At 38.1% G+C, this 23755-nt stretch carries 26 protein-coding genes and 1 pseudogene; 7 read left to right on the plus strand and 20 right to left on the minus strand.

The window, feature by feature from the left end:
* Window positions 1-102 precede the first annotated feature (102 nt).
* Window positions 103-228 carry a GapA-binding peptide SR1P gene (locus JFV29_RS05285; RefSeq protein ID WP_098175446.1) on the minus strand — a complete coding sequence of 42 codons (126 nt, stop codon included), beginning with the start codon at window positions 226-228 and terminating at the stop codon, window positions 103-105.
* A 533-nt stretch (window positions 229-761) separates the two neighbouring features.
* Window positions 762-1334 (minus strand): annotated as a pseudogene (locus tag JFV29_RS05290) (aromatic amino acid lyase); the annotation flags it as partial.
* Window positions 1335-1749: 415 nt separating this feature from the next.
* On the opposite strand from JFV29_RS05290, the gene JFV29_RS05295 reads away from it, so the two are divergent.
* Window positions 1750-2184: a DUF1885 family protein gene (locus JFV29_RS05295; RefSeq protein ID WP_201181604.1), complete on the plus strand. Its 435-nt coding sequence runs from the start codon at window positions 1750-1752 to the stop codon at window positions 2182-2184.
* 27 nt (window positions 2185-2211) lie between these two features.
* On the opposite strand, the gene JFV29_RS05300 is transcribed toward JFV29_RS05295, so the two are convergent.
* The 7 genes from JFV29_RS05300 to JFV29_RS05330 form a co-directional block, all read right to left on the minus strand.
* Complete coding sequence (locus tag JFV29_RS05300) at window positions 2212-3075, minus strand: polysaccharide deacetylase family protein (protein ID WP_242486789.1); 864 nt, start codon at window positions 3073-3075, stop codon at window positions 2212-2214.
* A gap of 16 nt (window positions 3076-3091) precedes the next feature.
* Entirely contained in the window at window positions 3092-3349 is a 258-nt protein-coding gene (locus tag JFV29_RS05305; protein WP_309446312.1) for a hypothetical protein, read from the minus strand.
* A 288-nt stretch (window positions 3350-3637) separates the two neighbouring features.
* The gene (gene lpdA, locus JFV29_RS05310) at window positions 3638-5050 is read right to left on the minus strand and encodes a dihydrolipoyl dehydrogenase (RefSeq protein WP_201181608.1); all 1413 of its coding nucleotides are present in this window, start codon (window positions 5048-5050) and stop codon (window positions 3638-3640) included.
* Between the two features lie 3 nt (window positions 5051-5053).
* Complete coding sequence (locus JFV29_RS05315) at window positions 5054-6412, minus strand: dihydrolipoamide acetyltransferase family protein (protein ID WP_056530562.1); 1359 nt, start codon at window positions 6410-6412, stop codon at window positions 5054-5056.
* A 121-nt stretch (window positions 6413-6533) separates the two neighbouring features.
* The gene (locus tag JFV29_RS05320; protein WP_053345166.1) at window positions 6534-7511 is read right to left on the minus strand and encodes an alpha-ketoacid dehydrogenase subunit beta; all 978 of its coding nucleotides are present in this window, start codon (window positions 7509-7511) and stop codon (window positions 6534-6536) included.
* A 3-nt stretch (window positions 7512-7514) separates the two neighbouring features.
* Complete coding sequence (gene pdhA, locus JFV29_RS05325; RefSeq protein WP_201181610.1) at window positions 7515-8630, minus strand: pyruvate dehydrogenase (acetyl-transferring) E1 component subunit alpha; 1116 nt, start codon at window positions 8628-8630, stop codon at window positions 7515-7517.
* 648 nt (window positions 8631-9278) lie between these two features.
* Entirely contained in the window at window positions 9279-9944 is a 666-nt protein-coding gene (locus tag JFV29_RS05330; RefSeq protein ID WP_201181612.1) for a YkyA family protein, read from the minus strand.
* 215 nt (window positions 9945-10159) lie between these two features.
* Here JFV29_RS05330 and JFV29_RS05335 point away from each other — a divergent pair, with 215 nt between their 5' ends.
* The gene (locus JFV29_RS05335) at window positions 10160-10324 is read left to right on the plus strand and encodes a YjcZ family sporulation protein (RefSeq protein ID WP_201181615.1); all 165 of its coding nucleotides are present in this window, start codon (window positions 10160-10162) and stop codon (window positions 10322-10324) included.
* A gap of 260 nt (window positions 10325-10584) precedes the next feature.
* Window positions 10585-11139, plus strand: a complete 555-nt coding sequence (gene def, locus JFV29_RS05340; RefSeq protein ID WP_201181618.1) for a peptide deformylase — start codon at window positions 10585-10587, stop codon at window positions 11137-11139.
* A 49-nt stretch (window positions 11140-11188) separates the two neighbouring features.
* Here def and JFV29_RS05345 read toward each other — a convergent pair whose 3' ends face one another.
* Window positions 11189-11956: a Cof-type HAD-IIB family hydrolase gene (locus JFV29_RS05345; RefSeq protein ID WP_236694876.1), complete on the minus strand. Its 768-nt coding sequence runs from the start codon at window positions 11954-11956 to the stop codon at window positions 11189-11191.
* A 325-nt stretch (window positions 11957-12281) separates the two neighbouring features.
* The gene (locus tag JFV29_RS05350; protein WP_053345161.1) at window positions 12282-12521 is read right to left on the minus strand and encodes a hypothetical protein; all 240 of its coding nucleotides are present in this window, start codon (window positions 12519-12521) and stop codon (window positions 12282-12284) included.
* A 416-nt stretch (window positions 12522-12937) separates the two neighbouring features.
* On the opposite strand from JFV29_RS05350, the gene JFV29_RS05355 reads away from it, so the two are divergent.
* A complete protein-coding gene (locus tag JFV29_RS05355) occupies window positions 12938-13147 on the plus strand; it encodes a DNA-dependent RNA polymerase subunit epsilon (protein WP_053345160.1) in 210 nt (69 codons plus the stop codon).
* A gap of 3 nt (window positions 13148-13150) precedes the next feature.
* Window positions 13151-14821 carry a ribonuclease J1 gene (gene rnjA / locus JFV29_RS05360; protein ID WP_053345159.1) on the plus strand — a complete coding sequence of 557 codons (1671 nt, stop codon included), beginning with the start codon at window positions 13151-13153 and terminating at the stop codon, window positions 14819-14821.
* A gap of 136 nt (window positions 14822-14957) precedes the next feature.
* Here rnjA and JFV29_RS05365 read toward each other — a convergent pair whose 3' ends face one another.
* The 8 genes from JFV29_RS05365 to JFV29_RS05400 form a co-directional block, all read right to left on the minus strand.
* Window positions 14958-15617 (minus strand): potassium channel family protein, encoded by a 660-nt coding sequence (locus JFV29_RS05365; RefSeq protein ID WP_157444071.1) that lies wholly within the window; start codon window positions 15615-15617, stop codon window positions 14958-14960.
* 88 nt (window positions 15618-15705) lie between these two features.
* A complete protein-coding gene (locus JFV29_RS05370; RefSeq protein WP_053345157.1) occupies window positions 15706-16836 on the minus strand; it encodes an N-acetyldiaminopimelate deacetylase in 1131 nt (376 codons plus the stop codon).
* A gap of 70 nt (window positions 16837-16906) precedes the next feature.
* A complete protein-coding gene (gene dapD, locus JFV29_RS05375; protein ID WP_053345156.1) occupies window positions 16907-17617 on the minus strand; it encodes a 2,3,4,5-tetrahydropyridine-2,6-dicarboxylate N-acetyltransferase in 711 nt (236 codons plus the stop codon).
* A gap of 124 nt (window positions 17618-17741) precedes the next feature.
* Window positions 17742-18626 carry a LysR family transcriptional regulator gene (locus JFV29_RS05380; protein ID WP_053345155.1) on the minus strand — a complete coding sequence of 295 codons (885 nt, stop codon included), beginning with the start codon at window positions 18624-18626 and terminating at the stop codon, window positions 17742-17744.
* A 283-nt stretch (window positions 18627-18909) separates the two neighbouring features.
* Window positions 18910-20418: an MDR family MFS transporter gene (locus JFV29_RS05385; RefSeq protein ID WP_201181620.1), complete on the minus strand. Its 1509-nt coding sequence runs from the start codon at window positions 20416-20418 to the stop codon at window positions 18910-18912.
* A 120-nt stretch (window positions 20419-20538) separates the two neighbouring features.
* On the minus strand, window positions 20539-20979 hold the full coding sequence (cbpB, locus tag JFV29_RS05390) for a cyclic-di-AMP-binding protein CbpB (protein WP_053345153.1): 441 nt from the start codon (window positions 20977-20979) through the stop codon (window positions 20539-20541).
* 121 nt (window positions 20980-21100) lie between these two features.
* Window positions 21101-21247: a hypothetical protein gene (locus JFV29_RS05395; RefSeq protein WP_169787513.1), complete on the minus strand. Its 147-nt coding sequence runs from the start codon at window positions 21245-21247 to the stop codon at window positions 21101-21103.
* Between the two features lie 127 nt (window positions 21248-21374).
* Entirely contained in the window at window positions 21375-21614 is a 240-nt protein-coding gene (locus tag JFV29_RS05400) for a YkuJ family protein (protein ID WP_034314086.1), read from the minus strand.
* A gap of 183 nt (window positions 21615-21797) precedes the next feature.
* On the opposite strand from JFV29_RS05400, the gene JFV29_RS05405 reads away from it, so the two are divergent.
* Window positions 21798-22757, plus strand: coding sequence for an MBL fold metallo-hydrolase (locus JFV29_RS05405; protein ID WP_201181622.1), 960 nt, complete (start codon window positions 21798-21800; stop codon window positions 22755-22757).
* Between the two features lie 89 nt (window positions 22758-22846).
* Window positions 22847-23080, plus strand: coding sequence for a glutaredoxin family protein (locus tag JFV29_RS05410; RefSeq protein WP_116821754.1), 234 nt, complete (start codon window positions 22847-22849; stop codon window positions 23078-23080).
* A gap of 117 nt (window positions 23081-23197) precedes the next feature.
* Here JFV29_RS05410 and JFV29_RS05415 read toward each other — a convergent pair whose 3' ends face one another.
* On the minus strand, window positions 23198-23683 hold the full coding sequence (locus tag JFV29_RS05415) for a DUF3993 domain-containing protein (protein WP_116821753.1): 486 nt from the start codon (window positions 23681-23683) through the stop codon (window positions 23198-23200).
* Between the last annotated feature and the right edge of the window lie 72 nt (window positions 23684-23755).

A 23755-nucleotide genomic window follows, 5' to 3' on the forward strand; every position in this document is an offset into this window, starting at 1 on the left:
GCCAAATTCTGAGTTCCTACTGTACAAGCAAAAAAGGGTGCCCCAGGTTACAGCTCCTGAAACACCCTCGAATTCTATTAATATCTGAGATTATCTTTTTTATTATTTTTCAGAGGCAGCCGTATCACAGCTGTGGCAGTTGTGATTGTGTGTATAAAGTACACTTACTTTTTCATCTTCAAAATGTTCAATCGTGCTATTGCAAGTTTGACATACGATAGTTCCCATTTTTACAACCCCTTCCTCTATATTGTATGCATTAATCATTAAATGTAACCGCTTTATATGAATTATAATATAACACATTTATAATTTCAAGCTATTAAGTATAACATATATAAAATTCCCTTAAATTCATTTCATTCAATGCCTTTGATTTATTTCTCTCTGGATTGAAGCCCCCTTAAAATGGTTAGAAGGACAGAGACTCAAAGCTTCACAGTAGGCTGATACATTTTATCACGAAGCGAATCCAACGACTCTTCCATTCTCCATATTAAAGTAGCTGGTTAAAGGTTAGGCTATTCGAAGTCGTTTAGCTTGTTCTACGGTCTAACCTAAACATGGTATTTATCCATACAAAGTATCCTGAGTAGATGTTGAATCTGTCAACACCCTGAAATTAACCTCCTCATAATCATAGGCGGCAGAATGTCAGTTACGAGTTCTCCAGTGATTGTTATTGTCTGTTTTATAAACCCCTGTAAATAATTCTTCTTTGTCCATTTGTGACCTTTTTCACCCTATATATAAATTCATGCTTACACTTGCATTAGTTCATCAAAATCGTAAGTCTTCAACCAGGACGCACATGCCTCAATATCAGTGGAAAACATACGGTCCTTTGTAATACTCGGTACAATCTCCCTGGCCTTTTCAAAGAAACGAAGGGTTCTCGGAGCCATTCGTTCGATTCCCCGGTATTCGACCCCCTGCATCGCTGTAATACATTCAATCGCCAACTACATGCCATGTATATTTTGAATGATCTGGTATGCGTGTCTTGCTGCAATCGTACCCATGCTCACATGTCCTCTTGATTAGCTGAAGATGGAATGGAGTCTACACTTGCTGGATGGGCCAGCGCCTTATTTTCCTATATGAGCGATGCCGCACAATATTGCATAATCATTGCACCTTACTGTAGCCCAGGTCTTGCGCTCAAAAAAGGCGGCAGATCATTCAGCTGTGGATTTACGAGTCGTTCAATCCTCCGTTCTGATATACTAGCAATTTCTGCAACACCCATCTTAAAAAAATCCATTGCAAATGCAAGAGGTTGACCATGAAAGTTCCCCTGAAATCACAGTTTCTCCTTCATCAAAAATAAGGGGATATTGGGAGAAAGGGTGACCATCTCTTTATTAAAAATGATTTTTTGATTGACTTATTGTTAAAACTTTACCGGTAAGCATCATCCCCTACACCCCTTTAACATAGTAAAGGAGCTGTATCGCTTTAAATTAAGTGATACAGCCCCTTTTTTGTAAAACATTAATATCTTCATCAAATTGTATATTCATAATATATTCATGATTCCCACCTCTTATTAACTATCATCTGTATAAATTTTACATCGAAATAAAAACTGGAAGCCAACACACTTTAACAATTTTTAAAAACATTAACAAACTAACCTAGCAGAGTGAAAAAGGAATTTTACCTTTAAATTTACATATAGATAAGTATATAAAACAACCATAAAATGTTAAAATACAATTAAAATCTATAGAGCTAAGGGGGATTCAAATGGTTGAAAATGCCTATATCAAGCTCGTTCCTGAGTCTGTGAAAGAAGCCGTAACCATTGAAGACGTGAAGGAATTACTCACATATTACCAAATGATCACCGCTAAAACGGGAAAACAACTCAATTGGGATTATGATAAGAAGGCCTTTCCTTATGAAATGAAAGAGCCTGAAAAGATGAAAGATAAAGTAATTTATCTCCAATCCAATGTGGACAGATATCACATGATACTAATCGGAGTCGACCAAGAAATCGTACAGGACGAAGATGGACTAGAGCGAATTCAATCTTATATCCAATTCACCCTCCCAGAAACGGCAACATTCGGTGATAAAGGGAAAGCTAATGAATTATGCAAATTCCTTGCAAAGAAGTTACGAGCACAGCTCCATCTCTTTAACAAGCGAGTGATGTATTACTATCCAAGAAAATAAAAAACTGATAGTGGCCGTAACTTCAAATCATTCAGGCGTTTCAATTAATTTTGGGTCAAGAATCTTATATCCTTTCTTATGAAAATCTTTCACAATATCCTCTATCGCTTCTCTCGTCCATTTTCGGTCGTGCATCAGTAAACTGGCTCCATTGGATAAATAAGGATTGTTCAACATGATCTCTTTCAATGCTTTTTTATCTTGATATTCCTTTTCCCAATCATATCCATATGTCCAATTCATGACCAGCATTTTTTCATTTGCAGCAACTTTTTTGGAAAAATCGGTATTAGATCCAAAAGGCGCCCTAAAATACTTAGGGCGTTCCCCGATAATGCCTTCCACCAAATTATTCAATTTTACGATTTCCCGCTTTTGCTCTTCTTCTGTCAGCTCTTTCAAATTGACATGAGAATAAGTATGATTACCGATGGAAAAGCCCATATCATGAATTTCTTTTAACATCGATTTCTTTTCATCACTTTCAAGAAAATGTCCATTTACAAAAAATATCGCCGGCACTTGATGTTTTTGAAGTGTTTTTGCAATTTCTAACGAGTACTTATCAGGTGCATCATCGAACGTCAACAAGACAACCTTAGGTTCTGCATCCTGAATTGGTTCAAATGACCAATTATCTTTGTTCAACCGGTACTCGGCCTGAAAATTTTCTTTCTCTGAATTCCTAATTGTTTTTGAAGCTTCTTCTTTCATATCTTGCTCTTGTTTGGTTTCATCTTGGATAGTGGTAGTTGTTTCCACACTTTTTGGTTCTTTTTTTTCAGTTTGATTGGAAACTGAATTATTACAACCAATTAATAAAAGTGAAGCAAATACAAACATAACTACTACTTTGGTGATCATGTTTCCTCCGTGTTTTTCATGTGTCATTGTAAAGATTCAAAATTCAATAAATGGGTACTAACGTTTCCAAAAGAATTTGCATTACACCGTAACATAGTAAACTGATTATGGTAACAAGCATTGTCCGCTTGTTGGATTTTAAAATCATTTTACCAATGTAAATGGCCAAATAAGAAAAAACCAGAAACATAAATACCTTAAAAACAAAACGATCATTAACAGAAAGCCATTCAACCAATGTATATCCGCTCCAAACGATTAGTTGAAAGAGGATTACCAGATAATTTTTCAAGTGATCCACCCCATTTAAATTGAATAATCAGCCACTTTGTTTAATCGGCATCCTTATTCTTCAGTACATCGCTCTTTCTATTTTTTTCCTCTTTTACTCAATTTAAACCTTTTATAGAAAAAAGTATGAAGACCTTTGTATAGCTTATGCGCATTTTGCACTTTTCATTTAAATTGAGTAAAGAAAATATCCTAATTTGGGAGAAGACATTAAATTTGTACCAGTTTTAATTTATTTTTTATTTATAAAAACAAAAAAAGCGCACTGCAAATGGCAGCACGCTTTTTTTGGTATCAATTATTTAATAATATGAATTGGAGTTCCTAGGGCTACTTCAGCAGCTTCCATAGTGATTTCTCCTAAAGTTGGATGTGCATGGATTGTCATCGCGATATCTTCAGCAGTCATTCCTGCTTCGATAGCTAAACCAAGTTCTGCAATCATATCAGAAGCATTCGGTCCTGCGATTTGGGCTCCAATAACCAATCCGTCTTCTTTGCGAGTGATTAGCTTCACAAATCCGTCCGTATTGTTCAATGAAAGAGCACGTCCATTTGCAGCGAATGGGAACTTAGAAGCAAGCGCTTCGATTCCAGCTTCCTTCGCTTCTTTTTCATTATATCCGACAGAAGCAAGTTCTGGTTCAGAGAATACAACAGCCGGAATAGCAAGATAGTCGATTTCTGATGAATGTCCTGCAATGGCTTCAGCTGCAATTTTACCTTCATAAGAAGCTTTATGAGCCAATTGAGGTCCAGAAACGATATCACCGATTGCGTAAATGTTTTTCACGCTTGTACGGCATTGTTTATCCGTTTCGATTAAACCACGGTCAGTCATTTTGATTCCGACTTGTTCAAGACCAATTTCTGAAGTGTTCGGACGACGACCTACTGTTACTAAAACGTAATCGGCTTCGACTTTTTTCTCTTCGCCTTTTACTTCATAAGTAACGGTAACGCCTGTTTCAGTTTCTTCCACACCTTTAGCATTTGCTTTAGTAACAATTTCAGCACCTTTGTTTTTAAGGTTACGTTTAACAAGTGCTGCCATTTGTTTTTCAAAGCCTGCAGAAAGAATCTCTTCCGTACCTTCAAGAATAGTCACTTTAGTTCCAAAGCTGGCGAATGCGCCGCCAAGCTCTGTACCAATGTAACCTCCACCGATTACTACGATAGAACTTGGAACTTCTTCCAAAGCAAGAGCTCCAGTAGAATTAAGTACACGCTTTGTATATTTAAAGGACGGAATCTCGATTGGTGATGAACCAGTAGCGATGATTGCGTTTTTAAATGTATATGTTTGAGCTGAGTCATCATTCATAACACGGATGCTGTTTTCATCAACGAAATAAGCTTCGCCTGTTACAACCTCAACGTTATTACCATTTAACAGGCTGCTTACGCCGCCAGTTAATTTTTTTACAACAGTACCTTTCCAAGCTTGTACTTTAGAAAAATCAACAGTAACTTTTTCTGCAAAGATACCCATGTCTTCTGAATGTTGAGCTTCATGGAAACGGTGTCCCGCTGAAATTAAAGCTTTTGATGGGATACAGCCTACATTCAAACAAACTCCGCCAATTGTTCCTTTTTCAACGACCGTTACTTTCTGTCCAAGCTGCGCTGCGCGAATTGCCGCAACATATCCCCCTGGGCCTGAACCGATCACTAAAGTATCTGTTTCGATTGGAAAATCTCCTACTACCATTGTTTACGCCTCCATTAGCAATAATTCTGGGTCGTTCAATAACTTTTTGATGTGATTCAATGCATGCTGAGCAGTAGCCCCGTCAATCATGCGGTGATCAAAACTCAGTGATAATGCCAGAACTGGAGCGGCGATAATTTCCCCGTCGCGTACAATTGCTTTTTCGGCAATGCGTCCAATCCCTAGAATGGCAACTTCTGGATGATTGATTACAGGTGTGAACCACTGACCGCCTGCGGAACCGATATTCGTGATGGAACATGAAGCACCTTTCATTTCGTTAGGAGCCAATTTTCCGTCACGAGCTTTCGTAGCTAATTCATTAATTTCTTGTGAAATAGCAAAAGTTGATTTACGATCTGCATCTTTTACAACTGGAACGAGCAGTCCTTTGTCTGTGTCTGCTGCAATTCCGATATTGTAATAGTGTTTATGGATAATTTCACTTGCCTCATCATCAAACGATGTGTTAAGCATAGGGAATTCACGCAATGCACTTGTTAACGCTTTAACAACATAAGGTAGGAATGTAAGCTTAATTCCTTTTTCTGCAGCAATTTCCTTGAATTTCTTACGATGAGCAACTAGTAGCGTCACATCGACTTCATCCATTAATGTTACATGTGGAGCTGTCTGTTTGGATTTAACCATTGCTTTGGCGATCGCTTTTCTCATACCGCTCATTTTCTCGCGAGTTTCAGGATATTGCCCTTCTGGAATTGAAACTTTTTGTTTTTCGGTTGTTTCCGTATCGTTTTGTTGTGAAGCTTCACTTTGAGCTGCTGGTTGCTGTGGAGCCGTTTTGCCGTTTTTGAAAGCATCGATATCTTCTTTCATGATGCGGCCATTATCCCCAGAACCAGAAATCTCACGAATATTTACCCCTTGTTCGCGTGCATATTTCCTAACAGAAGGCATGGCGATAATACGTCGTGAAGGATCCGCCTCAACCTGTGGTTGTGATCCCGCGCCCGTTTCTGCACTATTTTCTTGAACCGGAGCAGCCTCTTTCTTGACTTCCTGTCCAGCTTCAGCCGTAGCTTGAACCTGGGCCTCCGTATTCTTCTCACCTTCTGCCTTCGCTTCTTCTCCATGATCCCCTTTAAACTGAAGATCTTCATAACCTGGAGCATCGAATGTTACAAGCACATCACCGACAACGGCAACCGTTCCTTCTTGAACAAGGATTTCTTCCACGGTACCTTCCACTGGTGATGGAATTTCAACAACGGCTTTATCGTTTTGAACCTCGCAAAGCACGTCATCTTCTTGGATCTTATCTCCTGGTTTAACAAACCATTTCACTATTTCACCTTCGTGTATACCTTCTCCGATATCAGGGAGTCTAAATTGGAATGCCACTGAGTTCAACCTCCTATATTAAATCATACTTAGTGCTTTGAATAAAGTCCTTTATCTTGTAATTCTTCTAATGCGAATTACTTCCTCAAGCAGCTACTACCATTCCGATTACTCAAGATAGTTAAAACTTCAAGACTTTAGTCGCCGTTTCAATAATGTCTTTATAATTAGGGAGCCATACTGTTTCAGCTTGAGAAAACGGGAATACTGTATCAGCAGCAGCCACTCGTAGTACTGGTGCATCCAAGCTTAAAATAGCACGTTCGTTAATTTCCGCGACAACATTCGCTGCTATGCCAGCTTGCTTTTGTGCTTCTTGAACAACGATAGCGCGTCCTGTTTTTTCTACTGATGCAATGATTGTATCAATATCCAATGGAGATACAGTTCGTAAGTCAACAACTTCAACCGAATGACCTTCCTTAGCCAATTCTTCAGCTGCCTTGATTGATTCCTGTACCATCGCACCATACGTAATAATGGACAAATCCGTTCCTTCTCTTTTTACATCTGCTTTTCCTAATGGAATTGTATATTCTTCCTCAGGAACTTCCTGACGGAAAGAGCGGTACAATTTCATGTGCTCAAGGAAAATGACAGGGTCATTATCACGAATCGCTGAAATCAATAAGCCTTTAGCATCGTAAGGAGTGGAAGGGATAACTACCTTTAACCCTGGTTGCTGAGCCATTAAACCTTCTAAGCTATCAGCATGCATTTCCGGAGTATGCACTCCACCTCCGAAAGGTGAGCGAATTGTAACCGGCGCACTGTAACGTCCGCCTGAACGGTAGCGCATACGAGCAAGCTGACCGCTTACGGAATCCATTACTTCATATATAAAACCGAAGAATTGAATTTCAGGAACAGGACGGAAACCTTGTAAAGAAAGACCGACCGCTAATCCACCGATTCCAGATTCAGCAAGAGGTGTATCGAATACACGATCTTCGCCGAATTCTTTTTGAAGATTTTCCGTTGCACGGAAAACTCCACCATTAAGACCAACATCTTCTCCAAAAACGAGTACATTCTCGTCATTTTTAAGTTCTGTACGTAATGCTTCTGTAATTGCTTGAATCATCGTCAATTGAGCCATGGCTTACTTCGACTCCTTCTCTTTATAAATTTCATATTGTTCTTTTAAGTTATAAGGCATTTCTTCATACATGTTTTCAATAAGGTCTGTCACCTTTTGCTTAGGTTCTGCATCTGCCATTTTGATTGCTTCTTTAATATCGTCTTTTGCTTTTTCTATTGTTTCGTTCTCTAATTCTTCATTCCAGAGTTTTTTGTTTTCCAAGAACTTGCGGAAACGAACCAATGGATCTTTCAATTCCCACTCATTATCCATATCAGAAGTACGGTAACGTGTCGGGTCATCTCCAGCCATCGTATGTGGTCCATAACGGTAAGTTAATGTTTCAATCAATGTAGGGCCCTCACCATTAATTGCACGTTCACGAGCTTCTTTAACTGCTGTATAAACGGCCAACGCATCCATACCATCAACTTGGATGCCAGGAATACCTGCAGCCACACCCTTTTGGGCTAATGTTTTCGATGCTGATTGCAATTCAACAGGTGTTGAGATTGCAAAACGGTTATTTTGTACGATGAAAATAGCTGGTGCTTTAAATGCACCTGCAAAGTTGATTCCTTCGTAGAAGTCCCCTTGTGATGTACCACCGTCACCCGTATATGTGATTGCTACTGCTTTTTTACCGCGTTTTTTCATACCTAAAGCTACACCTGCAGCCTGAATATACTGAGCACCGATAATAATTTGCGGTGAAATTACATTAACATCTTCCGGGATTTGATTCCCTTTAAAATGTCCCCTTGAGAATAAGAATGCTTGCCAAAGCGGCAGACCATGCCAAACAATTTGCGGCACATCACGATAACCTGGAAGAATGAAATCTTCTTTCTCCAATGCATACTGGGAAGCGATTTGCGAGGCTTCTTGACCGGCAGTCGGTGCATAGAACCCTAATCTCCCTTGACGGTTCAATGAAATTGAACGTTGATCCAAGATACGCGTATAAACCATGCGGCGCATTAATTCTTGTAGTTGTTCATCAGTTAAATCAGGCATTGCCGCTTCGTTAACGACTTCTCCTTCTTCATTTATAATTTGAAAAGTTTCAAATTGTTCTTCCACTTTCTTAAGCTGATTCTGAACATTAAATTTAGCTTGTTTAGTTTTTTGAGCCATTTGGCACCTCATCCTTTCATTAAAAAGGTTTGCTATTATTATTCTATAAGCAAAAATATTTTGCTTTATAGTTTCTTCAACAATGCATTCTTTTATTTTTCCCTTAAGCCTAATCCCTCAAACGTGGATATGGTTAATATGTCTCAATCTTATTCTGTACCATAAAAAAAATCAAGAAAAATGATACAAGAACTTTTATAAATTTAGTTTACAAGATGCATTCACGTCAAGTCAATCACTTGTATTTCCTTATTTTTAAGATTCAATAGAATTTCCAACGCCAAATCTTCATCACTGTGTTAGTTTTGATTTTGTAACTGTACTATAAATTTTCTTCCTTTTTTTAATTTATAGGTACTGAAGTATAATATTTCACTTCTATTGACTATCCAATCGATTCCCAAATTGCTTTAACTAAAGGCATTTGAGACTTTAAAATAATATTTCGAGAAAATTTTTAAACGCTTTCATTTCATTCTGCTGTTAGATTTTCTATTTTAGAATTTTTTTAGTACAGTTTCTTCATTTTTTATATTTAGGAGTTCTTTTATATATTGAATAAAAAAATTATTCTAGAATTTTTTAGTTAATAAACTAATGAATGCATAAAAAATAGGCTATGGGTATTACCCACAGCCCATTAAATAATTATTTTTTGGTTGAATCTGCCATTTCTATTCCTGAACTGTTGTAAAAACTTTCTTTTTTCTGATTAGATTTTTCAGTTAATTCATTAAATTGGCTATTCGTTTTCAACACTTTTGTATATGAGGTATTGATTTTCTTGATTTGGCCTTGTAACTCATCCATTTTCAAATCTTCTTTTTTAAATAGTTCATACAATTCACGATCATACTCTAAGCTTTGCTGATAAGCTTCATATAGGTTATCGTACGTGCTATATCGTTCACTCATTATCTTATTCATTTCAGTGGCTTCTTTTTTTACCTTCTTATCTTCTATTTTCCCAATTTGTTCTTCTATCTTATTAAATTGTTTTTTTGAGGCCTGCATACTGTTATGTTCTTTTTCAATAATAGCCTCGCGTTCATCAATATTCTTAGTTGCTTCATCTGAAAGTTCAACGATTTGTTCATATTCATTCATTCCAAGTTTAATAATTTTATCATATTGCTCTTTTTCTTTATTCTCCAATTTATTAAGTGGCTCTTGATGCTCGGTAAAATCACTTTCCTTCTCCGTAGTTTTTTCAAGAATTTTATGGATTTTTTCTTCCGGGGAACTACTAAAACAACCAGACATAATTGTTAAGGAAAGAAGTAAAACAAAATATAGACGAAAACGTTTCAACATCGACAGCTCCTCCTGATAGTTCTTTGAAGTAGGATATTTTTCTACTCATCTGTTTTAGATGATTGCAGACTCTTGTACTAATCATATTCTAAGCAGGAATTTTCCATTACTAGGCTTTAGCCTACACCCTTTAAACCGTATTGCATAGGCTGTAGAGACCGTTTCAACTTAGAGTGGTCAATACTTTAACAATATAAAAACGGAGGTATAAAATTATGTATGGAGGTTACACCCAGGATTGTTGTTATCCGGTTTCCGCTGCACCCAGCTATGGTTATGGGGGATGTGGAGGCGGATGTGGAGGCGGCTTTGGATCCGGCTTTGCTCTAATCATCGTCCTTTTCATCCTGCTTATCATTGTCGGCGCCTGCTTCTGCTAAACAGATAATTACTACTACCTTTACCCGAATATGTTATCTATTTACCCTGATTTCACAAAAAAATGAATGATTTTAAAAAAAAGATCACAATCGGTTTATACAATCATGATAGGGATAGGGATTTGAGTATTGATCCTATCCCTATCATGTTCTCTTTTATCAATCCAAAAGCCTAAGTATACAGTCCATTAACTTTTCGTATTTTTTTTGTTAAAATAACCCTATACATATATTATAAATTTTTAATGGGGTGAAAGATTATGCTTACTATGGATGATTTTGTTAACGAAGACGATCCAATATTAAGGAAAGTCGCGTTGGAAGTACCACTGCCGGCTTCTGATGAAGATAAGCAACTTTTAACCAGCTTGATGGAATATGTCCAAAATAGCCAGAATCCTGAAATTTCAGCTCAATATGGTTTAAGAGCTGGGATAGGCTTGGCCGCACCACAGGTAAATGTTTCAAAACGGATGATTGCCGTTCATTTAAAAGATAAAAATGGTGAACTGTATAGCTACGCTCTTTTCAATCCTAAACTCATTAGCCATTCAGTGGAGAAAGCCTACTTAACGACAGGTGAAGGTTGTCTTTCAGTTAATCGTCCAATCTCTGGTTATGTATCACGTTATGCTCGAATAATGGTATCAGGTACGACTCTGGATGGAACACTGGTTCAGCTCCGCTTAAAAGGGACCCCAGCCATTTGCTTTCAACATGAAATCGACCATCTGAACGGAATCTTGTTTTATGATCATATTAATCCAAAAGATCCCTTTACCATTCCAGAAAATTCCGTTGCGGTAGAAAGATGAGCTAACTAAGTGATAAAAAACTCCCATCAGTTGACGGGAGTTTTTAGTTCTAGATCAGATCAAGTTCTTTTAATCCGTAAAGTATACCATCATTATCGACATCCTTCGTTACAAAGTCGGCCTCCTGCTTCAAAAGCTGACTGGCATTCCCCATTGCCACGCCATATCCCGCTACTTTTAACATCTCTATATCATTTAACCCATCCCCGAATGCATAAACATCCTCAAGGCCAAATCCGACTTTTTCCATTAATATCTTTATACCTTCTGCCTTTGACCCACCGAATGGAAGTACATCCGTCGAATACGTATGCCATCTAATAAAATGAAATTTATCATACTGACCAACAAATTTCCCTTCTTCATCCTCAGAGCAAAATAATAACGCTTGGTATATGTCATGATCTTCGTAAAAATCGGCATGAAGTTCTGGATGTGGAAACTTCAGACTGCTTAATGCCTCCTCAATTCTGCTATGATGCGGTACACTAGATTTCATTGTCTCTTCATTCATAAATACAATTGGTATATTATTTTTTTCAGAATGTTCGTGAAGCCTTTTTATTTCAGACAAACTTAAAGGATTTTTGTAAATGACTTCACCTTCAAAAACAACATATTGTCCATTAAAACTTACGAATGTATCGATGCCAAGCTCTTCCCTTAAAGATTCAAACATGAACGGAGCCCTACCTGTAGCAATCGCAACAAAAACCCCATTGTCTTGTAATTGCTTAATAGCTTTTTTCGTTGAGGCAGGTAACTTTTTTTCATGATCTAGCAATGTTCCATCAATATCAAAGAATACGATTTTCACTAACTCTTCACTTCCAATTCATTCAGTTTTCCTTTTTTAATATGTACCCATTTAATAATTGTCATAAAGATAAGTCAAGTAACCCACACCTGTCAATTAACATTTATTGCTACGTTTTTTATTTACAAATGAGCATATACTACTGTAAATAAAATTCATTAAAGCTCAACTTATTCTTCCTACTCTCTCCTCCCAAATCTGCACCTTTTCTATATTACCTCTAAAAGCCTAGTTATCTACTGAGTATTACGCCTTTTTTTACAAAAATGGGCCAAGTACTTGTAAAGACATATTTACTTTATTGAATAATCCTATACAATAATAATTAAGGGAGTGTGATCGCCATGTTAAAAAAGCTTCGTAAAAAGCTTGTAAAACAGTGGAATGATCTTTTAAGAAAAAAATCAATCGCATGAACTGCCGTACCTATTGTGCCTTGGCCGTCATCCAAATGCGAGTTTTTTTCGTACAGCCCTTCAAAAACTTGCGGAGGGCTTCTTCCTTGTTGTAAAGTTCTTGTTAAGCCTTCTTCTATCTTGGCTTTGAAAATTTCAAGTAAGTACATATTGCATTCGGAATATGAAGCGTTGTCTCTTAATGGAACGCTGTACTAAGGGTTAGACACTTAAAGCAAGAAATCGGTTGCGAAAAAAGACTTCGTAACACAATAGAATAAACGCAGTCAAACTGATTTCCACCCTAAAAAAGTTGACCAAAAACTTTTCTTTATCGATTTAAGTTTTACACATAGTAAAAACGGATAGGATAAAAGAATAGAGAAGGCCGCGATGAATTGAATACCTGATTCGGCTGACTATTTTTTATATACTTTTAAGACATTGGTATAATCAGTTAACTAAAACCCCTTCCGTTTTTATGGCGGAGCTGGGTTTATTTTTACATGATGTTGAAAAACATGAAAAAATTGTTGTTTTTATATATAATGAAAAAAGCAATGCAAACAAGTGAGGAGAGATTAAAATGGTATTTAAGGTATACTATCAAGTAACCATAGCAGAGGTTCCCATCAGGGAGAATACTAAAACAATGTTTGTCGAAGGTGAATCCGTTCGTGACGTTCGTTTAAAATTAAAAAAAGAACCTTATAACGTAGAATTCGTAACAGCAGTAACTGGAGCATATTTAGAATATGAAAAACAAAATGAAGATTATAAAGTATTGGAGCTATAATTTATGAAATTTGTAAAAAATGATCAAACAGCTGTATTCGCCTTGGGCGGTTTAGGCGAAATCGGTAAGAACACATATGCTGTTCAATTTCAAGACGAAATCATCGTTATTGATGCTGGAATTAAATTTCCGGAAGACGAACTTCTCGGAATTGACTATGTGATTCCTGACTACAGTTATTTAGAGAAAAATGTAGATAAAATTAAAGGTGTCTTCATCACTCATGGCCATGAAGACCACATTGGCGGGATTCCTTATTTATTAAGAAAAGTGAATGTCCCTGTATATGGCGGTAAGCTAGCACTTGGATTACTTCGTAATAAATTGGAAGAACACGGTCTTTTACGTCAGACAACCATGATCGAAATCAGTGAAGATGAAGTGATTAAATTTCGGAAAACTTCCGTCTCTTTCTTCCGCACAACTCACAGCATCCCGGATTCTTATGGAATCGTTGTAAAAACACCGCCTGGACAAATTGTTCATACTGGTGATTTTAAATTCGACTTTACACCTGTAGGCGAACCTGCAAACTTAACTAAGATGGCGGAAATCGGTAAAGAAGGAGTATTGTGCTTACTTTCAGACAGTACGAATAGTGAAGTACAGAACTTCACGATGTCTGAAAGCCGCGTTGGCGATACCATTCAAGACATTTTCCGTAAAGTGGACGGACGGATTATATTTGCAACATTTGCATCAAACATCCATCGTCTTCAACAAGTAGTAGAAGCAGCTGTAGCAAATGGCCGTAAAATTGCTGTTTTCGGCCGTAGCATGGATTCAGCTATTGCTATTGGTCAAGACCTTGGTTATATTGTAGCTCCTAAAGATACATTTATTGATGTGCAGCAATTAAATCGGATGCCTGCTAACAAAGTAACCATCCTTTGTACAGGTAGCCAAGGTGAACCAATGGCAGCCCTTTCGCGGATTGCGAACGGTACTCACCGTCAAATCCAAATTATACCTGGTGATACAGTTGTGTTTTCTTCTTCACCTATTCCAGGTAACACAATCAGTGTTTCTAGAACAATTAATCAATTATATCGTGCAGGCGCAGACGTCATTTCAGGTCCATTGAATGATATTCATACATCCGGGCATGGCGGCCAACAAGAACAAAAACTTATGCTTCGTTTAATTAAGCCAAAATTCTTCATGCCAATTCATGGTGAATATCGGATGCAGAAACTTCATGCCCGACATGCAGTTGATTGCGGGGTTCCTGAAGAAAATTGCTTTATCATGGATAATGGTGAAGTGCTTTCGTTAAGTGAAAACACAGCACAAATCGCTGGGAAAATCCCTTCAGGTTCTGTTTATATTGATGGAAGCGGCATCGGCGATATCGGAAACATCGTTTTACGCGACCGTCGGATTCTTTCTGAAGAAGGTCTTGTCGTTGTCGTTGTCAGCATTAATATGAAGGAATTCAAAATTGCATCCGGTCCGGACATCATCTCACGTGGATTTGTCTATATGAGAGAATCTGGAGACCTTATTAGCGATGCTCAATCCTTAATCACTAAGCACCTGAATAAAGTAATGGATCGCAAAACTACTCAATGGTCCGAAATTAAAAATGAAATTACAGATACATTGTCTCCATTCTTATATGAAAAAACAAAACGCCGTCCGATGATCCTACCGATCATCATGGAGGTTCAATAAACTAAAAAAAGCCTCCAGCCATTACCCTGGCTGGGGCTTTTTTTAGTTTAATACTATTTCCTTACATTCTACGTACACTATAGGTTAAAAGCTTCCTAAAGAAGTGAGCCTGTTCGATATGGAAGAGGTCTCAATTTCATTCTACAATCTTTTTCTCAAAACGATTGATGTCGGAATCTGCTCCAATAACTATCAATATATCGCCTTTATGAATTAAATCGTTTGCTTGTGGAGAGACATTGATTTCATTTCCTCTTTTAATAGCGACAATATTTAGCCCGTAGTGAGCACGGATATCAAGATCAAATATTGAATTCCCATTCATCTTTTGGCTTGCTACAATTTCAACAATGGAGTGTTCATCAGAAAGCTCCAAATAGTCGAGAATATTATTAGACCCGATATTATGGGCAATCCTTCTCCCCATATCTCGCTCCGGGTGCACAACAAAGTCAGCGCCGATTTTACGTAGTACCTTCTCATGATAATCATTCTGCGCCTTTACCGTAACATTGCTGACACCCAACTCTTTAAGCATAAGCGTCGTCAAGATGCTCGCCTGAATATTTTCACCGATCGCTACAATGACGTGATCAAAATTACGAATTCCAATATTTCTGAGGACACTTTCATCAGTCGTATCCCCTACTACGCTATGTGAAGCAATTCTAGCAAATTCATTGACACGATCTTCATTTGCATCGATAGCCAGAACTCCTAAACCTTCTTCAGCTAGCGTCCTGACTATACTGCCGCCAAAACGACCAAGTCCAATCACTGCAAATTCCTTTTTCACAGTAAGCCCTCCAACATCTTTCATTCTATTAGGATATACAGCGTCTCGCTCCTTAAAGCACACTTCCTATCCTAGTACGGAAAAGCAATTAAGCTTTATTGCCTTTAAACGTTAAATAATTTGTTAAATGATTGATGGCAAGTTCAATTGCTTTTTCATCCGGAGTTAACTTAGCGTGGTGTAAACCGTATTCGGATGAAACCCCTAGCCAGAACATGAAACCTGGAATTTCCTTTAGCATGTATCCAAAATCTTCACCAGTCATCGCTTCGGTACAGCGATATAAATCGACCTCTGATGACTGCTCCGTATATTCCATAAATTCCTGTGTCAACTGCTCCTCATTATATACCTGATGGTACATCGCGCCATAGTCAATCTCTGCCACGCATTCAAAACCCGCTTGAATACCATCTACAAGTGCTTTAATCCGTGACTTAACCTTTACCATTGATTCAGGATTAAGCGTGCGTATTGTCCCTTCTAAGCGCGCTGTCTCTGCAATGATATTTTGGACGGTGCCTCCGGTAATCTTTCCAACAGTTATGACAGCTGAATCAAGCGGATTCACATTGCGGGAAACGATAGTTTGCAGTTGCCCGACAAGTGAGCAGGCAGCGATGACCATGTCATTTGTATGATGAGGGTAAGCTGCATGCCCACCTTTCCCTTTCAGGTCAATAAATAATTCAGATGTATTGGCAAATAAAAGACCTTCTTTAACGGCAATCGTTCCAACCGGATACTCTGGAGCTATATGCAAAGCAAGAATCATATCCGGTTTCCATTTTTTCATCGTTTCGGATTTCAGCATTGGTTCAGCTCCACCAGGCCCCTCTTCCGCCGGCTGAAAAATAAATAGTAAGTCATCATCAATCGGGTTTTCCACAAAATATGTCAAAACCCCTAGACCTATGCTCATATGAAAATCATGGCCACAAGCATGCATATAATCCTCATGATTAGAAGTAAAAGGTAATCCAGTTTCCTCTTTAATCGGTAGACCGTCTATATCCGCACGATAGCCAATTATTTTTCGGGGGTTCCGTCCCTTTATTTTCACAAATATCCCTGTTCGCCAAGTCTCTATTTCCATTCGCTCTGACGCCAATTTCGTTATGTAATTCAGTAGATATTGCTGCGTTTTAAATTCTTGAAAACCTATCTCCGGTATTTTATGCAAATCACGCCGGATGGCGGCAAACGGACTTGTTTCCATCTTATTCCCTCCCTATACAGAAAGCGTGGATATAGTTATCCACGCTCTTGACACCTATTTACTTTAGAAATTAAAGTTGACGAAGTTCTTGCATGATTTCAGTTTTAGATTTAGTTTTTTCGTCAATTTGTTTAATCACTTTTGCTGGAATACCAGCAGCCACCGAGTATGGAGGAACGTCTTTCGTTACAATTGCGCCTGCCGCTACAACTGAACCTTGACCGATTTTTACACCTTCAAGAACAACTGCATTAGCTCCGATTAATACATCGTCTTCTAATATAACAGGTTGCGCGGAAGGAGGCTCAATAACACCTGCTAAAACAGCGCCTGCACCTACGTGACAGTTTTTACCCACTGTTGCGCGTCCACCAAGTATTGCGTTCATGTCAATCATTGTGCCTTCACCAATAACAGATCCAATATTGATCGATGCGCCCATCATGATCACTGCGTTATCTCCGATTGACACTTGGTCACGGATAATTGCGCCAGGCTCGATACGAGCTTTGATGCCTTTTAAGTCCAATAAAGGAATAGCGGAATTACGACGGTCGTTTTCAACTACATAATCCTCAATTTTTGTTCCAGCTGTCTCAATAGCCACTTCAACTTCAGACCACTCACCGAATACAACTCCGGTATTACCTGTAATGAAAGTTTTAGAAGCTTGACCAAAATCTATGCCTTCTAATTCACCTTTGATATATACCTTTACAGGTGTTGATTTTTTACTATTTGAGATAAAAGAAATAATTTCGTTTGCATCCATTTTATTCATTCTCGAAAAACCTCCTAAATATGTATCATTACTCGTCTTTAATTTACCAGACAACTGACGGCAAGACAAGTTGAATGTCATTGATATATATTATTCTACCCCATTGACATTTTCGGCAAATGAACTATAACATTCCTTGGTCCCTAATATGCTCTTTCACTACTTCTGTGAATGCTTGGACCTGCTTAAGCTGAAAAGCAGAATCATAGCCACAAAGCCATGTATCTCGTTCAATTGAATGATTATGCCCATCTAAAAGGGGGATTTTGAATATATTTGTATCTTTATCATGTAAAGTGATTGCTGGGAGAATAGCATATCCTATCCCATTAAACACCATTTGTTTGCATGTTTCGATTTGATCGACCACGATGGTGTTTTTTGGGGTCGTTTTAAATTGCCGGTGCCACCAGTCCTGAATTTCCTGATAATAGTTTGAATCGCTTTTAAACTGAATGAATGGCCGGTCTGTTTCGAATACTTGGTTCAGTTCCTTCATTTCAGTGTCGACCAAATAAAGCATATCCGTAAATAAATGCTGTTTTACCCCTTTCCAATCTGGTGCTCCCCTAATGATACCAATATGTACTTGGCCTTCATACAAGGACTTTAAAATCTCACTGCTCCAGCCCGTGATTAAAGAGATTTTGGCATACGGATATTTTTGGACAAACTTTTTCAAAACTTGAGGCAGCCAATTCTGTCCTACTATTGAGGCACAGGCAATTTTCAAAGTACCATATACTTCATGATCCATCGCCTGGATACTTTCTCTAACCTTTTCTTCTTTTTCTAAAACTTCATTGGCCAAACGAATAACTGCTTCTCCAGCAGGTGTCAACGAAAGACCTTTTTGCGAACGGAGAAACAGCTTTGAGCCCCATTCCTTTTCAATCGTTTGTAAACGCTGAGATAAAGCAGGTTGGGAAACAAATAACCGTTCAGCTGCTTTTCTCATATTCATTTCCTGAGCAAGTACGGATAATAAATGAAATTCTGAAAATGACATACACACCAGCCTCTTGATAATTAATTCTTATCTTGTTGATTAAATTTATTTAAATTTAATTATCAACAAAGTCCGCTTATAATACAAGAGAAAAGAAACGGAGTGGTACCCATGACGATCATTTTATTGCTGATTATCAGTTTTACAGCATCCTTTATAGGCACATTGGCCGGAAGCGGCGGATTAACTGGTATGCCTTCACTTCTTTTGATTTGACAGTTGCTTTGATTATGAATTTCATTTCTTAACACATGGCAGCCTCTTTAGTTAGACTGCCACAGGTCTACTGTTTCTTGCGTAGTCTCGTCAGTAATATGAAGCTAATTACAGAAAAGACTAGGACAATGAGATAAATCGTGTGTAGCGACAATGTAAGTCCTTCCTGTAAAACCTTCACAACATTTTCAGGAAGCAAAGCCCTTTCTTTACTGTTCAATAGCTTATTTGCGGTGTCAATTGTCACTCCCGAATTGACTGGTGCATGCTCGTTTAAATATGCTTGAAGCCTTGTATTCATAATTCCCCCTAGCAAAGCAGCTCCAACCGTATTTCCTAAATTACGCATGAACATATTCGAAGCAGTCGCAATCCCTCTACGTTCCCAACTGACCGTTTTCTGAATAACAACAATGAAGGAAGTCGAGGTCAAGCCCATCCCCACACCAACAAAGAAGGATCCCATCGCAGCGATAAGCGGCCCTGCCTCAGGCTTCATCAATACTAAAATCGAACTTCCGAGAATTAGCGAACACCCTCCAAGAAGCGAAGTTGCTTTAAAACCTATTTTCAACAACAGTCTACCTGAAACCATAGATGCAATCGGCCAGCCAATTGACATGGCGGTTAGTGTAAAACCTGCTACTGTTGGAGAACGTTCCATCACTCCCTGAACAAATGTCGGAAGAAAACTCGTTAATCCAATCATCATCACCCCTGTTGTCAAGGAAACAAGATTTGCGATTAAGATGGAGCGCTCCTGCCAGATTTCAAATGGCATCATTGGTTCGGATGCCCTCTTTTCTTGTACAATAAACAAGACAAAGGCTATAACAGCCACTATTACAAGGGAGACAACCGGTGTGGAAGCCCAAGACCACTTTACGCCTCCTTGTACGAGAACCACCATAAGGGTGGATATCGATAACGTCAATAGCGTTGCACCCAAGTAATCAATATCACGTTTTTTCTTTTCGATATTTTCATGAAGGAAGAACCAAATCCCTACAAAAGAAAGTAAGCCAAGAGGAATGTTGACCCAGAATACAAGCTTCCATGTAAGTGATTCAACAATCAAGCCCCCCAGTGCCGGTCCGATTACCGCTGAAATGCCCCATACACTTGATAAATACCCTTGAACACGGGCCCTCTCTTCATTTTTATAAATATCCCCCACAATTGTTGAAGCAACAGGTGCTACTGCCCCCGCCCCAAAACCCTGTACAAAGCGATAAATAATGAGCTCCGTCATCGAATTGGAGAAACCGCAGAGAATGGAACCAATTAAGAAGACAATAATTCCAAATAATAAAACAGGTTTCCTTCCAAGAATATCGGATAGCTTTCCATAAATTAAGACTGTCACGGCGTTCATTAGCAAATATCCAGAAAACACCCAGCTATATAGAGAAAAACCACCCAAATCACTGACAATAGCCGGCATTGCCGTCGAAACGATAGTTCCTTCAATTGCATTCATAAACATAGCCATCATGATGGCAGCTAGGATGAATGGACGTTTCAATTTTTTATTCTGTACTTCCGAAGTATTTACTGATTGTACCAATTTCCGCATCCTTTCCTAAATATGTAATAGCTCTAGGGTTTACCGCCCTCTATATAGAATATGTAAAAAACAAGAAAACTCGCCAATTGGCGAGTTTTAGGTAAACTGTACTGTTTAGCGTTGACATATTTATTCAGGTAATGTATTTTGTTTAAATACTTTTTTCAAGATAGCTCTTCTCGTTAGGATTCCTTCAAAAAGGTGTTCATCATTCTCTACACAGACAAACGGATGGTCAATTAACAATTCTACACCTTTAGTCAAGGTATCTTCAATATGCAGGCGAGGTATGTCTATATTCATAATTTCGGAAACTTTTTTATTCTCTAAATTATCAAATTCAATTCGTTCCAGTCCCAAAATCGAGTCAAGAATGACTGGTGTGCTAATTAAGCCATGCAGTTTATACATCGGATCTAACACAGGAATGGCCGTATAACCGCTCTTTGTTAATACCAATAGTGCATGTTCTAAATTATTGGTTACCTGCACGTGGGCCACGCGTTCAGAAGAAATCATTAGGTCTTTCACGCTGGATTCCAATAAATCCCCATCATGAGTACCGATCATGTTAAAACCCCTTACCATATGTTTTTATATACAGCTCTTTTTCTAGTTTAACATATGTAAGCAGAAAAGACTCATTCCAATACCTATAAAATCCCAAACTGAGGATTCTCTAAAGAAATACTTAGCCTTTACTAGTTTTAATGTTAACCTGTTTAAACCCGCATTCCGGGCATTGATATATTACATTTTGGTTGGACTGTGCCGTCAATACATCTGCCATTTCCCTTTCCTCACCGCAAGCAGGGCATATTACCATAGGGTTTTTCATTTACATCCCTCCAATTATTAAGGTGTCGTAAAAATCCCTTCTTCATACACGAAGTAAAAAGTGAGTTGATTTTTCAATAATAAAAAGCCGTATTCCCAAAAGGAATGCGGCTTTTTTCGTAATCTTTTTAAGATTGAAGAAGATCAAAGATTTCAATGGTAATCATATCAATATTATCGAACTGATATTTGGATGATTTCCCTTTATCACTGTATACTTCAAGCTCGAACATTTCTGTTTTGCTGAAATATGTAACCTGGCATTTTTTCACGCCATCTATTTCAAAAAAACGCTGAGCAGATTCAGATTCCTTTGCTTGCTCTTGAAGACTTTTTAATCTGGTAAGAATGCCCTGTAATTGAGACATACTCACTCTCCTTTCTGAATAAAACCTTTTCGATAGGTTTCACTATACCATACTTTTCTATCCAGTAGCCACGCTGAAATAAATTCAGAATAATTTAAAACTTCATTCTTTACATGACACTATTAACAGAATAAAATAAGGATTGGATTTTGTACATAAAAATTTCCCTGGAGGTAGATTCTATTGCAAAACTTTAGTGAACTTGGTTATCGGATTTATTTAATCGATGGTTTTGATTTGAATAGAAAAAATCGGACAGGTACATATGTAATTGCCGATAAGGACATAACTTTAGTTGAAACGTCCGCCAGCCCATCTATCCCCCATTTATTAAAGGGACTTGATGACCTGGGAATCACCCCCGAGGATATTACATATATCATTCTTACCCATATTCACTTGGACCATGCAGGGGGAGCTGGACTTTTTTTACAGCATTGCCCGAATGCCAAAGTAATTGTTCATCCAAAAGGAGCACGACATCTAGAAGACCCGACAAGATTAATTGCTGGAGCTAAAGCAGTCTATGGTGAAGAATTCAACAAACTTTTTGACCCGATTTTGCCTATACCGCACGATAAAATGATTATTAAACAAGATAGGGAATCTCTTCAAACGAGCGACTCGTCTACATTGACCTTTTATGACACTCCAGGGCATGCCAATCACCACTTCAGCATATTCGATTCTGTTTCAAAAGGTATGTTTTCCGGTGATACAGTAGGTATTTACTATCGTGAGCTAAATGAAGATGGCAATGAATTTTATCTACCTTCCACATCACCAAATCAATTTAATCCTGAAGCGATGCTTGCTGCAGCAGACCTGTATGCGAGTATTGGAGTTGAACGGATATATTTTGGCCATTACGGCGTATCGGAAAATCCAAACGAAGTTTATAAGCAACTTCATTACTGGTTGCCTATTTTTGTTGAGACAGCAGAAACAGCCTTCAAAGAATACACAAGCTTTAAGGAGCAGGTCGCCGCAACCAGCAAAAATATATTCAATACAGTCGCTACTCATTTAGGAGAAAAGGGCATCACAAAGGATCATTCCGTTTTTGAAATAATTCGCCTGGACCTTAAGGTCTGTTCTATGGGTTTGATTGACTACTTGGAAAAACGCGAAAAGAATAAATAGGTAGACATATAATGTATATCTCTATTCAAATGGAAGGGTATTCTCTATAATGAGAAAGTACTCACTTTAAGCATACCTGGAGGAATGAAATGAAAGACGTTACCCTTTATACCCAACCGGATTGCCCTCCCTGCAAGATCATGAAAATGTTCTTTGATGATAACAATATCGAATATAAAGAAAAAGATATTAAAGCAGATGGGAATGCACGTAAAGAACTAACAAATAAATATGGAGCTTATTCCACGCCAACTGTCGTAATTGATGGAAAAGCTATTATCGGCTTTGAACTTGACGAAATCAAAAAAGAACTGAATATTTAACAACAAAAAGTCTAAAGAAGGCCTGAACCTCCTTTAGACTTTTACCTACTTTATATTCCCCCATCTTCTTCAAATAGTTTAGGTGACTACAAAAGAAGCTTTTGTTTGGTGTGCTCTTTATTTTAGATTTTCACTTTCATACCTCACGTCCGCTACCTTCCATTCATTATTCACTTTTTTCAAAGTAACAGATTCAACATGTTTACCCGTTGAAACAGGTCCATCCTCTGATACTGGGAATTCTTCCTGAACATAAATGAATTCACCGCCCTTACCATATACGACTTTTGTATTCTCATCGTAACTAAAAAATGGAATATAATAGGGAGCAAAATCAGATCCATATGCAGTAAACCCTCCATTAACTTTCACCACATTCGCTTCGACAAACTTCTCGATGAAATCCTCGGAGAAATGGGTATCCAATTTCTCTTTAATCGCTTTTTTCGTGCGTACTTCCTCACTGATTGATCCTTGATTCACCAGTGCCTCCTGTACAAAAGAGAGCACTTCTTCTCTATGTAAGCCCTCCGCAGAAACTGTGAACCCACCCCCTAAAAAAAGAAAAGCACCCGCCATGCACGCAACTAAGTATTTCCTCATACTATCATCTCCTAGTTATAGATTGTCTTCGAATGGATATGTTTATTGTCTATGCTTTTCAATACCCGAACA

Source organism: Peribacillus sp. TH16 (genome assembly GCF_016651095.1).
In the GTDB taxonomy this organism is placed as follows: domain Bacteria; phylum Bacillota; class Bacilli; order Bacillales; family DSM-1321; genus Peribacillus; species Peribacillus butanolivorans.

Coding starts and splice junctions, on each gene's coding strand:
- JFV29_RS05285 (WP_098175446.1), bottom strand. CDS start 228: ATGGGAACTATCGTATGTCAAACTTGCAATAGCACGATTGAACATTTT.
- JFV29_RS05295 (WP_201181604.1), top strand. CDS start 1,750: ATGGTTGAAAATGCCTATATCAAGCTCGTTCCTGAGTCTGTGAAAGAA.
- JFV29_RS05300 (WP_242486789.1), bottom strand. CDS start 3,075: ATGACACATGAAAAACACGGAGGAAACATGATCACCAAAGTAGTAGTT.
- lpdA (WP_201181608.1), bottom strand. CDS start 5,050: ATGGTAGTAGGAGATTTTCCAATCGAAACAGATACTTTAGTGATCGGT.
- JFV29_RS05320 (WP_053345166.1), bottom strand. CDS start 7,511: ATGGCTCAATTGACGATGATTCAAGCAATTACAGAAGCATTACGTACA.
- pdhA (WP_201181610.1), bottom strand. CDS start 8,630: ATGGCTCAAAAAACTAAACAAGCTAAATTTAATGTTCAGAATCAGCTT.
- JFV29_RS05330 (WP_201181612.1), bottom strand. CDS start 9,944: ATGTTGAAACGTTTTCGTCTATATTTTGTTTTACTTCTTTCCTTAACA.
- JFV29_RS05335 (WP_201181615.1), top strand. CDS start 10,160: ATGTATGGAGGTTACACCCAGGATTGTTGTTATCCGGTTTCCGCTGCA.
- def (WP_201181618.1), top strand. CDS start 10,585: ATGCTTACTATGGATGATTTTGTTAACGAAGACGATCCAATATTAAGG.
- JFV29_RS05350 (WP_053345161.1), bottom strand. CDS start 12,521: ATGTACTTACTTGAAATTTTCAAAGCCAAGATAGAAGAAGGCTTAACA.
- JFV29_RS05355 (WP_053345160.1), top strand. CDS start 12,938: ATGGTATTTAAGGTATACTATCAAGTAACCATAGCAGAGGTTCCCATC.
- rnjA (WP_053345159.1), top strand. CDS start 13,151: ATGAAATTTGTAAAAAATGATCAAACAGCTGTATTCGCCTTGGGCGGT.
- JFV29_RS05370 (WP_053345157.1), bottom strand. CDS start 16,836: ATGGAAACAAGTCCGTTTGCCGCCATCCGGCGTGATTTGCATAAAATA.
- dapD (WP_053345156.1), bottom strand. CDS start 17,617: ATGAATAAAATGGATGCAAACGAAATTATTTCTTTTATCTCAAATAGT.
- JFV29_RS05380 (WP_053345155.1), bottom strand. CDS start 18,626: ATGTCATTTTCAGAATTTCATTTATTATCCGTACTTGCTCAGGAAATG.
- JFV29_RS05385 (WP_201181620.1), bottom strand. CDS start 20,418: ATGCGGAAATTGGTACAATCAGTAAATACTTCGGAAGTACAGAATAAA.
- cbpB (WP_053345153.1), bottom strand. CDS start 20,979: ATGATCGGTACTCATGATGGGGATTTATTGGAATCCAGCGTGAAAGAC.
- JFV29_RS05395 (WP_169787513.1), bottom strand. CDS start 21,247: ATGAAAAACCCTATGGTAATATGCCCTGCTTGCGGTGAGGAAAGGGAA.
- JFV29_RS05400 (WP_034314086.1), bottom strand. CDS start 21,614: ATGTCTCAATTACAGGGCATTCTTACCAGATTAAAAAGTCTTCAAGAG.
- JFV29_RS05410 (WP_116821754.1), top strand. CDS start 22,847: ATGAAAGACGTTACCCTTTATACCCAACCGGATTGCCCTCCCTGCAAG.
- JFV29_RS05415 (WP_116821753.1), bottom strand. CDS start 23,683: ATGAGGAAATACTTAGTTGCGTGCATGGCGGGTGCTTTTCTTTTTTTA.